Annotated in this window: 12 protein-coding genes; 4 read left to right on the forward strand and 8 right to left on the reverse strand. The window is 69.3% G+C overall.

Translation table 11 applies throughout. The features are described from left to right. Nucleotides 1-115 precede the first annotated feature (115 nt). Genes AC3EO7_RS21855 through AC3EO7_RS21890 form a run of 8 tightly spaced genes read right to left on the reverse strand, consistent with a single transcriptional unit; the run spans nucleotide 116 to nucleotide 8,156 of the window. A complete protein-coding gene (locus AC3EO7_RS21855; protein WP_435592261.1) occupies nucleotides 116-1,165 on the reverse strand; it encodes an MlaD family protein in 1,050 nt (349 codons plus the stop codon). Then, on the reverse strand, nucleotides 1,162-2,241 hold the full coding sequence (locus AC3EO7_RS21860; protein ID WP_435592262.1) for an MlaD family protein: 1,080 nt from the start codon (nucleotides 2,239-2,241) through the stop codon (nucleotides 1,162-1,164). The genes AC3EO7_RS21855 and AC3EO7_RS21860 overlap by 4 nt, the downstream gene beginning before the upstream one ends. After that, nucleotides 2,238-3,335: an MlaD family protein gene (locus tag AC3EO7_RS21865; protein ID WP_435592263.1), complete on the reverse strand. Its 1,098-nt coding sequence runs from the start codon at nucleotides 3,333-3,335 to the stop codon at nucleotides 2,238-2,240. Before AC3EO7_RS21865 ends, AC3EO7_RS21860 begins: the two co-directional genes overlap by 4 nt. A gap of 3 nt (nucleotides 3,336-3,338) precedes the next feature. After that, nucleotides 3,339-4,373 carry an MlaD family protein gene (locus AC3EO7_RS21870; protein ID WP_435592264.1) on the reverse strand — a complete coding sequence of 345 codons (1,035 nt, stop codon included), beginning with the start codon at nucleotides 4,371-4,373 and terminating at the stop codon, nucleotides 3,339-3,341. Beyond that, complete coding sequence (locus tag AC3EO7_RS21875) at nucleotides 4,361-5,383, reverse strand: MCE family protein (protein WP_435592265.1); 1,023 nt, start codon at nucleotides 5,381-5,383, stop codon at nucleotides 4,361-4,363. The genes AC3EO7_RS21870 and AC3EO7_RS21875 overlap by 13 nt, the downstream gene beginning before the upstream one ends. Further along, nucleotides 5,380-6,438 (reverse strand): MlaD family protein, encoded by a 1,059-nt coding sequence (locus AC3EO7_RS21880; RefSeq protein ID WP_435592266.1) that lies wholly within the window; start codon nucleotides 6,436-6,438, stop codon nucleotides 5,380-5,382. Before AC3EO7_RS21880 ends, AC3EO7_RS21875 begins: the two co-directional genes overlap by 4 nt. Before the next feature lie 4 nt (nucleotides 6,439-6,442). Next, the gene (locus tag AC3EO7_RS21885; RefSeq protein WP_431965501.1) at nucleotides 6,443-7,309 is read right to left on the reverse strand and encodes an ABC transporter permease; all 867 of its coding nucleotides are present in this window, start codon (nucleotides 7,307-7,309) and stop codon (nucleotides 6,443-6,445) included. A gap of 1 nt (nucleotide 7,310) precedes the next feature. Beyond that, entirely contained in the window at nucleotides 7,311-8,156 is an 846-nt protein-coding gene (locus AC3EO7_RS21890) for an MlaE family ABC transporter permease (RefSeq protein ID WP_431965502.1), read from the reverse strand. Nucleotides 8,157-8,510: 354 nt separating this feature from the next. Between AC3EO7_RS21890 and AC3EO7_RS21895 the strand changes: the two genes are divergently transcribed. The 4 genes from AC3EO7_RS21895 to AC3EO7_RS21910 all read left to right on the forward strand — a co-directional run bounded on the left by AC3EO7_RS21895 (nucleotide 8,511) and on the right by AC3EO7_RS21910 (nucleotide 12,662). Then, nucleotides 8,511-9,122, forward strand: coding sequence for a TetR/AcrR family transcriptional regulator (locus AC3EO7_RS21895; RefSeq protein ID WP_431965504.1), 612 nt, complete (start codon nucleotides 8,511-8,513; stop codon nucleotides 9,120-9,122). After that, nucleotides 9,106-9,774: a TetR/AcrR family transcriptional regulator gene (locus AC3EO7_RS21900; RefSeq protein WP_431965506.1), complete on the forward strand. Its 669-nt coding sequence runs from the start codon at nucleotides 9,106-9,108 to the stop codon at nucleotides 9,772-9,774. Before AC3EO7_RS21895 ends, AC3EO7_RS21900 begins: the two co-directional genes overlap by 17 nt. 105 nt (nucleotides 9,775-9,879) lie before the next feature. Further along, nucleotides 9,880-10,740 (forward strand): SDR family oxidoreductase, encoded by an 861-nt coding sequence (locus AC3EO7_RS21905; protein WP_435592267.1) that lies wholly within the window; start codon nucleotides 9,880-9,882, stop codon nucleotides 10,738-10,740. A 26-nt stretch (nucleotides 10,741-10,766) separates the two neighbouring features. Then, on the forward strand, nucleotides 10,767-12,662 hold the full coding sequence (locus AC3EO7_RS21910) for a CocE/NonD family hydrolase (RefSeq protein WP_435592268.1): 1,896 nt from the start codon (nucleotides 10,767-10,769) through the stop codon (nucleotides 12,660-12,662). Nucleotides 12,663-12,744 lie beyond the last annotated feature (82 nt).

Consider the following 12,744-nt stretch of genomic DNA (forward strand, 5'->3'; position numbering starts at 1 on the left):
TTGCCAGATTGGCGTCGGCCGAACTTCTCGGAGCCGGGCGGCGCCGGTGACCCCGCAGCGCTGCACAGAGACCTGGACAGCGTTCAGCGAATGTCGGCCTCCGCGAAGGACCGACCTACCGGACGGTGATCTGCAATTGCAGTGCGCCGTCCGGGGTCGTGGCGTGCAGGGCCTGGGAGATCAGGCTGCCGAGGTCGACCTTGCCGAGCACTCCCGTTGTCAGTGCGAGCAGTGGCTGGACGACCGGAAACAGTTCGCGCAGTTCGGGGCCGAGGAGATCCAGCTTCTGGGTGAGGGCGTCGAGGAACGGGAGCAGTCCGATCACGTCCTCGGTGTCGGTGAGGTAGTCCGCGGGGGTGTCGCCGATCCGCAGGACGCGCGCGATCGCCGCGGCCACGTCGCTGACCCGCGGACCGAACTCGGCCCACGGTCTGGAGGCGGCGGCCAATTCGCCGCCCGCCCATGTCATATCGGTGGCCTGGGCCTGCATGTCGACCAGCAGCCTGCGAATCAGGTCGGTGCGGCTCAGTAGTGTGGCCGCCAACAGGTCGCCTGCCCTGGACAGTTGCGGGATCACCGCCTCGGTGCCCGCGAGTCCGGTGCTGAAGTTGTCGATGATGGCGGCCACGGTCGCCGGGTCGATCTGTTCGAGGAGCTGGGTCGCGGTGCGGGCGACCTCGGGGATCGACACCGGCCGCTGCACCGACGCGGCCGCGAGCCGGTCGCCGTCGCGCAGGTACGGCGCGTCCGCGACCGTCGGCCGGAACTCCAGATACGGCTCGCCCAGCGCCGAGAGCGTCTCGATGCGGACCGAACTGTTCGCGGGCACCCGGTATTCGGCGTCGTAACGGAAGGCCACATCGATGCCATCGCGGGTGTGCGTCACCGCGGTGATCTGCCCGATCTGGATACCGGAGAGCAGCACCTTGGATCGCGGCAGCAGACCACCGGAATCCGGGACCGTCATGGTGGCCTCGGTGTACTCGGTGAACCAGCCGACCCGCACCACGCCGAAGCTCAGATATCCCACGCCGATCAGCAGAATCGCCGCGATCGCGGCCAGCGAAGCGAGCGGGCCGAGTCGCCGCAACACCTCGTCGGTCGCGCTGCCCACGGGATTCTGGGGGACGTAGCCGGGATAGGCGGTTTCGGTGGCGACGTTCATCGCACGACTCCGATCATCCTGAGGGTGGCGATGATTCGAGCCACCTGCTCGTCGGTGGCGACCGGCGTCGGCGCCCCGTCCACCGTTCCCGTTCCCTCCACGAACACCTGGCCGACGTTCAGCTTCGGCCCGCGCTCCACGAACGGAATGATCTTGTCGCGGATCAGCGACACCACCCGGTTCAGATTCGACGGTGCGCTCAGATCCAGCGGCCGGTCCGCGAACAATAACGGCACCAAGGCTTTCGCGGCCTCGTCGCCCGCCTCGAGCAGCGGCGCGAGCCAGGCGATCGCGTGCCCGACGATGCCGAGCCCGCCGACCACGCCGAGCGTGAGCACCAGTGATGTCGCGTCGGCGGGGATCTCCACCGCGCCACGCTCGCTGAGCAGCGCGTCGAGTTCCCGCGGATTGCGCAGCGCCACATCGAGATCGCGCTGGATCGAGTCGAGGAACCGGTCCACCACCACCATGTGCTCGGCCACGTCGGACACGTCGCGGCCGAGCACCTCGAAGATCCGCGCGGTCTCGGCGGGCCGCTCGGGCAGCGTCGCGTTGACGCGGTTGACGATGGCCTGCATCTGCTGCATCGCGCCGCCGCCGACGAAGGTCGACATGCCCGCCAGCAGGTCTTCCACCTGAAGCGCGGGGCGGGTCCGCGCCAGCGGTATGGTGCCGCCCGGCGCGATGACACGGTCGAAATCGCCGGTGGGCGTGCTGAGTCCGATGTAGATGTCGCCGAGGATGGTGTTCTGGCGCAGCTGCACTGTGGTGGTCACCGGCAGTCGCACCGCCTCGGCGATCTCGACGACCGCCTCCACCCGGCCGGGCTGCTCCGGCGTCGGGTCGACCACTCGCACCTCGCGCAGGCTGCCGATCTGCGCGCCGTTGGCCACCACCTTGGCCTGGGCGGGCAGGTTCAGTGCGTTCGCCAGCTCGATCCGCACCTGGTAGGTCGGACCGGACACGGTCGCGCCGGGCACCGGCACCTGGGCGGGATCGAATCCGCATCCGGGCAACAGCAGAGCGGCCGCCAGTGCGACAGCGAGCATGGCGTGGCGGACCGATCGCGTAGTCATCGAGCACCTACCGTTCCGAGCACCAGGGACACCAGATTCACGTCGGCCAAACCGTTTTCGGCACCGTCACAGTGGCCGGGCCGCAGCGCGTTGAGCGCGGCGCAGATCCGATCGGCCTGCTCGCGCGGCAGCCCGACCTTGGGCGCGGCATAGGTCAGCTGCGGCCGCCCGGTCGCCGGGTCGATCACCTGCTCGAAGAACTGCACGATCGGCGGGACCATCGACACCAGCTGCTGGAGCGACCCGACGTTCGCGGAGAGCAGCCGCAGGCCCGGTAGCGCGCCGTCCAGCGCGCCGAGGATCGGCCTGCCGTACTCACGGGCGATGCTGTTGAGCCACGGCAGGATGACCAGCAGCGAGTCGATCAGCTGCACCACGCGGTCCCAGAGCTCGTTGATGAAGGCGATGCCCTCGCTCGCCTGCACCAGCACGATCTTGATGTCCTCCCAGTTCAGCGCGATGCTCGACATCAGTGAGCCGTAGGAGTCCAGCAGCCCGCCGATGCGCCCGATGGCCGCGTCCGGCGCGCGCAGGGCATCGCCGAGATCGGTGATCAGCTTGTTCAGCTCCGGACCGGTGCCCGAAGTGGCGGCCTCGAAGGCGACGACGCTGTCCCGAATCCTGGTCTGCTCGCCCGGATTTCCGCCGCCGGTCAGCTGGGCCGCCAGCTGGGAGAAGCCCTGGAGTGTTTGGCTGATGCTCTTCGGCGTGAAGGTGTTCGTGATGCACGTCGAGCGATCCCACGGCGCCGCGCCCGGCTCGCCGAGGACCGCGAGGGCGCGATCGGCGACCAGGGTGTCGGAGACCGTGGTCGCGGTGACCTCCCCGCGCAGCACGCGCTCCGCCTGCACCTCGAAGTCGACCCGCACCGCCGTGCCCTCGGGTCGCACCGCGTCGACCGTGCCGATCGGAATGCCGAGCGCCGTCACGTGATTGCCCGGATACAGGCCGACGGCATCGGGCATGATGGCGCAGTAGGCGACCGTCTTCTTCACCGGATCGAACACCACCAGATACCCGATCGCGGCGACCAGCGCCAGCACCAGCGCGCCGAGCACGGTCACGAAACCCTGGGACCGCAGGATGCGCGTCATCGCTCAGCACTCCCATCCCGGCAGCGGAATACACACCGTCGCCGTCAGCGCCGACTGATCGATGACGACACCGTCCTCCGAAGCGGTCATCGCCACGAGTTGCTCGCGCAGCCGCTGCCACTGCGGAATGGCCACATCCAGTTGCGCGGCCAGCTGTTCCAGCTGCGGCAGCAGCTCGCGCAGCTTCCCGGCCAGCGGGGCGAGCACCTCCCGCCAGGACGGCTCGATCGCCGCGATCCGCGACAGCAGCGAAGCCGCCACGGTCAACGCCGATTCGATCTCGGCGCGCTTGCCGAGCCCGACCGTCATCAGGGTGCCGACCTCGCGGACGAACGTCCCGATCAGCGACTTGTTCACATCGATCGCGCGCACATACTCGTCCAGCACCGCGAGCGCACGCGACACCTCGAGGTTCTGCCCGCGCAGGATGTCCACGAAGGACTGCATCGCGGCGCCCATCTGGCGCAACGCGTCGGGGCTGGTGTCGAGGGAGTGCTGGAGGGCGGCCAGATTCTGCCGCAGCGTTTCCCCGTCGACCTGAGCGACAGGTGCAGCGGCGTCCTGCAGGATGCGCACCAGGCTGTAGGGCAGCCGCACCCGGTCGGGCGGGATCGGCCGGGAGCCGAGGGCGCGCTCGCCCGCGGGGAACACCGCGACGTAGTGGCCGCCGACCGCGGTGAGCATGCGGATCTCCAGGCTGGTCGCGTCACCGAGAAACACGTCGCGATCCACCGTGAAGGTCATTCGCACCTTCGTCTCGCCCAGCTCGAGCGCGGTCACCGAGCCGACCGTGATGCCCGCGAGGCGGACCTGGTCGCCCACTTTGACCGAGTTCGCCTCCGCCAGGTCGGCGGTGTAGCCGGTCTTGCCCAGCGGGACCAGATAGATCACCGCGGTGGCCAGCAGCAGCGCGGCGACGAACAGTGCGCCGAGGATACCGAGGCGGAATTCCCTGGCGTTCTTGGCCGCCTCGTGCCGATCGTGCGAAAACCCGTGCGCCGCGAGCTGATTCAGCGCACGTTGGATCATCCGTTGCATATCGCGATCCTTTGTCCGGCGACCAGCACCGAAAGCACCTGGGGGAGTGCGACCGAGCCCTTGGAGCAGCTCATCGGCACCGGACCGGCGGCGCCAGGCGCGGGCGGTAGCGCGGCGCTGAGCGCTTGGAGCAGGCCCGGCAGCCTGCCGAGCGCGTCCAGTGCCGCCTGCGGGTCGGGGAACAGCAGCCGCAGGTCGGTCATCAGATCGGGATTGCTGGTCTCGGTGAACCCGAGCGTCTCCATCAGGCTGTTCAGCGGTCCCATCGCCGAGGGCGCCACGGCGGCGAAGTCGAGCAAACCGTCCAGTTTCACCCGAAAGGCGCTGAATACGTCCGCGATTCCCTCCAACAGGGTGGCCAGATGCGGTGAGCGCCCGCCGACCTGTGTGGAGATGGCATGCAGATTGGCCACGATCGTGGCGATCACCGCCTGCCGATCGGAGGTGTAGCGACTGAGTTTCTCGATGGCGTCCAGCGCGGGGCCGATGCCGGACCCGTTCCCTTCTATCACCGCGAGCACGCTTTCGGTGAACTGGTTGAGCGCGCCGGGGGAGAACTCGGCGATCACCGGCTGCAAGCCGTTGAACAGCTGGGTGATGTCGAAGGAGGGCATCGTGCTCGACACCCCGAACGCCGCGCCGGGCGGCAGCGGCGTCCCCGGCCTATCCGGTTGCCGCACATCGACATAGCGCTGGCCGGTCAGGGATTGGTAGCGAATGGCGATGACGCTGGCGTCGTAGACGGGGCGGTCGCGCTGGACGGTGAAGGTCACCCGGGCGTTGTTGCCCGCCCGCTCGATCTCGGCGACCTTGCCGACCGACACGCCGAACATCCGGACGTCGTCGCCGGTCTTCAGTCCGCTCACGTCGGTGAATTCGGCGGTGTAGGAACCGGTCTCGCCGTCCACCGGGCGGGTGATCGCCTGCACGACGACGGCCAGCAGCACGACCATCGCGGCCGCGAACAGCCCGAGCCGCCACATCACGGCGCGGATCGGCAGGGCCGTCATCGCGCACCTCCCGCGTTCAGCGCCGCGAATCCGGACGGTCCGAGCAGCGGCACCGCGAGCCCCGGCATCCCGCGCAGGGTCACGGCCACATTCAGCGCGGGCCCGTCGGGTGTGTCGGAGAACAGGCGCTCGAGCCGATCGATCAATGCGGCGGTCTCGGCGCGCGAGCGTCCCGGCTCGGGCAGCGTGGCCGCGAGCGCACCGACGAGCGGCGTCAGTTCGGCTGTGTAGCTGTGCAACTGCCGATTCGCGGCGTCACCGAGCAACCCGATCTTGGGCAGCGCTCCGTCCACGACCATGGTGATGGTGGCGTCGTAGCGCGGCCGGTCGTTGCGGAAGATCTCGATGTTCATGACCGCGTGCAGGAGCCGGAAGGTCGCGGAGGCGAAATCGCCCGCGCCGCCGAAGAAGGCCGCGTACTGGTCGATCAGGTACGGCGCGGGGTAGCGCTGGGTGTCGGCCACGGCGCGACTCAGCGCGATGATCGCCTCCCAGAGCGGGGCGAACGAGCTCATCTCGCTGTTGACCGTGGCGAGCAATTCCGACAGCTGCGGGGTGAGCACCTCGGTGGAGGTGGCGGTGAGCGCGCGCAGCAGGCTGCCCATGGTCACGTCGGTGACCTTGTCGGCGTGCGCGCCGGCGAGATCGATCAATCCGCCCTCGGCGAGCGGTGCGCCGCCCACGGCGGCCCGCAGCGTGAGAGCGCTGATCCCGAACAGGTTCTCCGGCGCGTAGTCCACGGTGAGCGCGTCGGTGAGGCCCGCTGTCTGTGTCTTGTCGAGATCCAGCGTGATCAACTGGCGTCCCTTGCCGACGGCGGCGATCTCGGTGATCTCGCCGACGGTGACGCCGTCGTAGCGCACCCGCGTGCCCTCGATGACGCCTTCGCCGATCTGCTCGGTGCGCAGCTGGACCTGGAGACGGTCCGGCGGCCGGTCGTCGAGGCCCGCGCGCCAGGTGAGTCCCGCGGCGACCGTCAGCGCCAGCGCGGCGGCGCCCAGCGCACGAGAACCGCGCCTGCTCATCGGCACGCCGGGCAGTCCGTAGTTCGGCATGGGATCACCCCGGGAATTCGATGGCGGAGTTGATGCCCCAGAGCATGATGGTGAGCACCATGTCGAGGGCGATGATGGCGACGAAGCTGGCCCGCACCGCGCGACCGGACGCGATGCCGACGCCCTCGGGTCCGCCGGAGGCGAAAAAGCCGTAGTAGCAATGGATCAGGATGACGGTGACGCCGAACACCAGGATCTTGACCACCGCGGCGAGCACGTCGTAGCCACTGGTGAACTGGAAGAAGTAGTGGTTGTACACGCCACCCGCCTGACCGTGCAGCAGGACGATCACCGCGGAACAGGCCAGATAGCTCAGGATCAGCGCGATGAGGAAAGTCGGCACGATCGCGACGGCGCCCGCGATGACCCGCGTGGTGACGACGAAAGGCACCGAGCGCAATCCGAGGGATTCGATGGCGTCGATCTCCTCGGAGATGCGCATCGAGCCGATCTCCGCGGTCATCCGGCAGCCCGCCTGCGCGGCGAAGCCGATCGCCGCCGCGATCGGGGCGAGTTCCCTGGTGTTGGCGAAGGCCGACACCACGCCGGTGACCGGCCCGAGGCCGATCAGGTCCAGCGCGGCGAAGGACTGGATGCCGACGCCAGCGCCCATCGCGACGCCGAGCACCACCAGCATCGGCACGGTGCCGCCGCCGACGATGACCGACCCGCGCCCCCAGGTCATGTCGGTGATGGTGCGCATCGTCTGGGCGCGGTAGCGGCGCAGCGTCAGCGGTATCGCCCACAGCGCCTGAAAGACGAAACCGAGCAGGAAACCGGTGGTTTCGATCGGGGCGAGGATCCGGCCGCGGTTGCGGGCGGCGCGATAGGCCCAGCCGAGGCCTTTGGGTGCGTAGGGTGTCGCGGTCATCTCAGGCCACCCGCAGTGGCAGGAACATCGTCACGATCTGGGTGATCACCAGGTTGACCACGATGATCGAGGCCACCGAGATCACCACCGCGGCGTTGACGCCGTCGGCGACGCCGCGCGGCCCGCCCTTGGCCTCCAGCCCGCGCTGGCAGGCGATGATCACCACGAGGAAGCCGAACAGCATGGCCTTGGCCAACGAGATCCACACGTCGGCGACGACCGCGAAGGAGCCGAACGTCGCCCAGTAGCTGCCCGGCGTCACGTTCTGCGCGCTGATCGCGACCGCGTAACCGGAGACCACCCCGACGAAGATGATCAGCACGTTCAGCAGGGGAGCGACGAACAGCATCGCCACCACCCGGGGGATGACGAGCCGGTGCACGGGACTGATTCCCATGGTGCGCAACGCGTCGATCTCCTCGCGCACGGTCCGTGCGCCGAGGTCGGCGGCGATGGCCGAGGCGCCTGCCCCGCCGAGCAGCAATCCGGTAGCGATCGGCGCGCCCTGCTGGATCACGCCGAGCCCGCCCGCCGCGCCGATCATCGAATCGGCGCCGAGTTGGTGGATCAGGTTGCCCACCTGCACCGAGACCACCACACCGAACGGCACCGCCATCAGCACCGCGGGCAGGGCCGTGACGGTCACCAGATACCAGGCCTGGCGCAGCATCTCCTGCCATTGGAACCGCAGGCCGATCAGATCGGAGACCGCGCCGCGCACCGACTCGATGCCGAGATCGACCGCCCGGCCGAACGTGCGCACGCTGGAAACCGCGGTGCCGGTGACGTTTTCCCGCGCGATCCGGATCGCGCCCCCGTCCGCGACGGTCGGTGCCGCCTCCTTCATCGTTCCTCCATCCCCCGTTGCGCACGCACCGATCCGCCTCGGCGCGGGTCGCCGACATCCGGGGCTTCTGGGGTAGCCCGATGTCGCGATCACCTGTGACCATCAGCACTTCCACCGATCGGAAGTAGTCTGCGTCACATACGAATACAACGACGTCAATTTACCTCCGTAGCTCCGTCGCCGCCGTAGGATTCGATGAAACTGATTGTCTCCGTGGACAAACCGACGGGCGATGAGCTCGCATTCCGGCGCGACTCGCCCCGCTGAGCCTCCGGCTGCGTACACTATTCAATCGGGTGACCAGTTCGCTGGGGGAGTGCTGACGCTCGACGACCGATCACGATGGAGGCGAAGGTGTCAGCGCGACGCGACCAGATCCTCGACGCGGCACGCGATCTCATCCTCCGCGAGGGCTACACCCAGGCGAGCATGCACGCCGTCGCCCGAGCCGCAGGCCTGACCAGGCCCGCGCTCTACGCCGAATTCGGCGACCGCGACGGGCTTTTCACCGCACTGCTCGACCGGGAGGAAGAACGCGCGCTGGACATGGCGACCGCGTCCATTCCCGAAATCCGGCCCGGAGCCGATCCCGCCCAGGTCGCGGCCGAGGCCACCGACCTGTTCCTGGACATAGTGCTCGCCGCACCGGCCACGTGGCGCTTCGTGCTGCTGCGCGACCAGGCGCTGCCGCCCGCGGCACACGAACGGGTGGCGCACGGCCGTGCGGTGCTGCGCGAGCGCTCCGAAGCCATGATCCGCCTGATCGCCGCCATGGGCGAGCGGGAGATCGACGCCGAACTCGTCAGCTACACCGCCATCAGCACTAGCGAGACCGCCGCCCGCTTGGTGCTCGACGAAGGGGGCGCCGAGCGCCGCGACGCCGTCGCCTCGACATTGCGCTGGCTCGCGCGCCGGGCCGTGGCCGCCACGGGCATCGGGGAGGTGGCCGGTGGCGCGGGCCGGTAGCGACGCCGCCCGGCCGCGCCGCAGGTACGCCAAGCGCCTGCAGCCCGCCGATCGGCGAGAACAGCTGCTCGACACGGCGTTACGCATCCTCGCCGTGTCCGGTTTCGCGGACGTCACGATCGCCGCGGTGGCCGAGCGGGGCGGGGTGACCCGCCCGGTGGTGTACGACCTGTACGCCAACCGCGACGACCTGCTCCGCGACCTCATCGCGCGCGAGACCGCCCGCATGGTCGCCGCCACCTCGAATGTGGCCGAGCTCGCCGCCGCGCCCACCGATCCCAAGGCGGCGCTGCTCGCGGGACTGGCCCGCTTCCTGAGCGATCTGAGCTCCGTCCCCGACAGCTGGCGGCTGGTGTACTACCCGATCGACGGGGTGCCCGTCGCGTTGCGCCCGCCGATCGAGCGGGCGCGCGACGAACTACGCGCGCCGCTGCGACGGCTGCTCGGCGCCTGGCTGGCGAGCCGACCGGCCGACGAACACACCGACGAGGTGGACCTCGACGTTTTCGTCGAGATCGTGCAGGGCGCCGTCCAGACCGTGGCGCGACAGATGCTGGCCGACCCCCGCCGCTTCGACATCGACCGAATCCTGCGCGTCGTCGACCTGTTGCTCTATGAAAACCCGTCGGCGAAAAGCTCTTCCGAGCCGTAACGGTGCTCCTCCCGCCCCTGTGCGGCCCGCGTCGAACGGTTCCGTCTGGGACGCATCGCGCTCGATTGATAGACAACCGTGTTCACCGACACTTATGGTCTAGCCATGACGAAGTTCGACGGCAAGAGCTGCCTGATCACCGGGGCGGCCAGCGGCCTTGGCCGAGACACCGCCCGTGCGGTCGCGGCCAAGGGCGCGTCACTGATTCTCACCGACATCGACGAGGCAGGCTTGCAGCGTACCGCCGGGGAGTTGCGCGAGGCGGGCGCCACCGTGCACCTGGCCGAGGCACTCGACGTCAGTGACCACGCCGCCGTCGTCGCGTTGGCCGCGAAGGCGCACGACACGATCGGCAGCGTCGACATCGTGATGAACGTGGCGGGCATCGCCACCTGGGGGACCGTCGACCGTCTGACCCACGATCAGTGGCGGCGCACCATCGACATCGACCTGATGGGTCCGATCCACGTCATCGAGGAGTTCCTGCCGCCGATGATCGAGGCGGGACGTGGCGGGCACCTGGTCAACGTGTCCTCGGCCGCGGGCCTGTTCGGTCTGCCGTGGCACGCGCCGTACAGCGCAAGCAAATTCGGGCTGCGCGGCGTCTCGGAGGTGCTGCGTTTCGACCTGCGCAGGCACGGGATCGGCGTCAGCCTGGTGTGTCCTGGCGCGATGTCGACGCCGATGGTGAACCGGGTGGACATCGCGGGCGTCGACCGCGAGGCCGAGGCCGTGCAAGCGGGGCTGAAGCTGTTCCTGCGGCACGCCGTCACGCCCGAACAGGCGGCGAAATCCATTGTGCGCGGGGTGGAGCGGAACCGGTATCTGATCTACACCTCGCACGACATCCGGATCGGGCACTGGGCCCAGCGCTACTTCCCGCCCTCCTACAACCTCGCCATGCGCGGCCTGAACTGGGCGATGCAACGGTACGTCGACAAGCCGGGCGTGCTGCGCGCACGATAAGACACGAACCTCGGAGGGGGATCGCCATGGTCGAGCCGCTGACCAGCGCTACCGGCGCGCTGCCGGACGCACGTTTCGACATAGGGCCGGCGCGCTACCCGAAACTACATGCGTCCTCGACGATTCCGATCCCGATGTCGGACGGCGCCGTGCTCAGCGCCGACGTCCTGCGTCCCGGCGACCGGTCCGGGCCGACCGCCGAGCCGCTCCCGGCGCTGATCAACTTCACCGCCTACAACAAGATGCTCAACCGGCACGGTATGCGCGCGAATCGGGCGCTGCGCGCGCTGGCGATGCGTGTCGCACCGTCGGACCGAGGCAGGATGACGGCACGCGACGTGCTGCGCACCCCGGCGGGCGGGATCTTGGAGCCGTTCGCGATCAACCGCACCGCCGTCTCGCGCGGGTACGTGGGACTGATGGTGGACGTGCGCGGCACCGGAAGTTCCACCGGCACCTGGGATTTCTTCGGCCCCCGCGAACAGCGCGACTACCTCGAGGTGCTCGAATGGGTCCGCGCGCAGCCATGGTGCGACGGGCGCGTCGCGGTGACCGGACTCTCCTACGGCGCGATCTCGGCGCTCATCACGGCGGGCCTGCGCCCGGAGGGCCTCACCGCGGTGTTCGCCATCGAGGCGGGCGAGAACCCGGTGCGCGAACTCGGGCTCACCGGCGGTGTGCCCACGCCGGGCATGCTCGCGTGGATCCTGTTCGTGCACGGGGCCGGACGCGTTCCCGCGCTGCCCGGCCTGGTGCGCAACGGGCTGCTGGGCCACTATCTGCGCGATCGCGTCACCGCGCGCTCGGACTGGGTGCGCAGGGCGCTGCGGATCGCCCTCGACATCGACCATCCCGACGGCTATCTCAATCCGGAATGGGCGGCGCGGCTGGCCCATTTCGAGGAGATCGACGTGCCCACCTGGATCCACGGCGGCTGGCACGACGTCTACAACCGGTCGAATTTCCGCATCTACGACCGTATTCCGGTCGCGCCGGGACCCAAGCAGGTCCTGGTGGACGACTCCTACCATCTCACGCCCGGCTCCGGCTTCGGCGATCCGGGCAACCCGCAGGCGCTCGACGAACTCCAGTGCGCGTTCTTCGACCGGTGGGTCAAGGGCATCGACAACGGCATCGACGGGTACGGACCGGTCACGGTGCGCAGGCAGGGCGACGGGCGGTGGGTGCAGCGCGCCGAGTTTCCCGACCCGGCGACGGGCGTACGCAGGCTCTATCTGACCGACGTGCCGAGCGGCACCGCGGGGCACGCCGCGCTGGACGGCGGATTATCCTCCGCGCCAACCGATACCGAGCTGTCCCTGCCGGTGCCGACCGGCCGGGTCAGCGCGGCCTCCAACAACACCGCGGTGATGACGATGGGCGTCGCGCTGCTGTTCGGCGACCGTTTCGGCAACGACGACCGGCGCAGCGAGGCCACCGCGCTCACCTTCACGAGCGCGCCGTTCGCCACCGATACGGTGCTCTCCGGTCCGATGAATCTGCACCTGCTCGCGACGGCCGACGGCGCCGACGCATTCTGGTCGGTCATCGTGTGCGACGTGCGGCCCGACGGCGCCTCGGTGCCGCTCACCCGCGGTGCGCTGCTGTCCACACTGCGCGCGGTCGACTCGGCCGACAGCTACTACGCCGAGGGCGAGCTGCTTTTCGCCGTGCACCCCATGACCGCCGATTCCGCGCAACCGGTGGAACCGGGCCTCGCTTTCGAGATCGACATCGAGATCAACCCCACCGAGGCCCTGCTCCGTGCCGGGCACCGGTTGCGAATCTCGGTGAGCCGCACCAGTTCACCCCGTCACCTGATCCCGCCGTGGAAGCAGCGCCAGATCGCGGGTCAGCGCGTTCTGCTGCGTCCGGACAACCCGAGTTACCTGAGTTTCCGCGCGCTCGGCGGCGACGACTGAGACCCGGCGGCGGCGGCCGGACGGTGGTCGTTGCTGTGCGGTCGCGAGAGCGAGAAAGCAAGGGGGAGCGCAACGCAGCGGC

The organism is Nocardia sp. bgisy118, from assembly GCF_057708605.1.

Coding starts and splice junctions, on each gene's coding strand:
- AC3EO7_RS21855 (WP_435592261.1), bottom strand. CDS start 1,165: ATGAACGTCGCCACCGAAACCGCCTATCCCGGCTACGTCCCCCAGAAT.
- AC3EO7_RS21860 (WP_435592262.1), bottom strand. CDS start 2,241: ATGACTACGCGATCGGTCCGCCACGCCATGCTCGCTGTCGCACTGGCG.
- AC3EO7_RS21865 (WP_435592263.1), bottom strand. CDS start 3,335: ATGACGCGCATCCTGCGGTCCCAGGGTTTCGTGACCGTGCTCGGCGCG.
- AC3EO7_RS21870 (WP_435592264.1), bottom strand. CDS start 4,373: ATGCAACGGATGATCCAACGTGCGCTGAATCAGCTCGCGGCGCACGGG.
- AC3EO7_RS21875 (WP_435592265.1), bottom strand. CDS start 5,383: ATGACGGCCCTGCCGATCCGCGCCGTGATGTGGCGGCTCGGGCTGTTC.
- AC3EO7_RS21880 (WP_435592266.1), bottom strand. CDS start 6,438: ATGCCGAACTACGGACTGCCCGGCGTGCCGATGAGCAGGCGCGGTTCT.
- AC3EO7_RS21885 (WP_431965501.1), bottom strand. CDS start 7,309: ATGACCGCGACACCCTACGCACCCAAAGGCCTCGGCTGGGCCTATCGC.
- AC3EO7_RS21890 (WP_431965502.1), bottom strand. CDS start 8,156: ATGAAGGAGGCGGCACCGACCGTCGCGGACGGGGGCGCGATCCGGATC.
- AC3EO7_RS21905 (WP_435592267.1), top strand. CDS start 9,880: ATGACGAAGTTCGACGGCAAGAGCTGCCTGATCACCGGGGCGGCCAGC.
- AC3EO7_RS21910 (WP_435592268.1), top strand. CDS start 10,767: ATGGTCGAGCCGCTGACCAGCGCTACCGGCGCGCTGCCGGACGCACGT.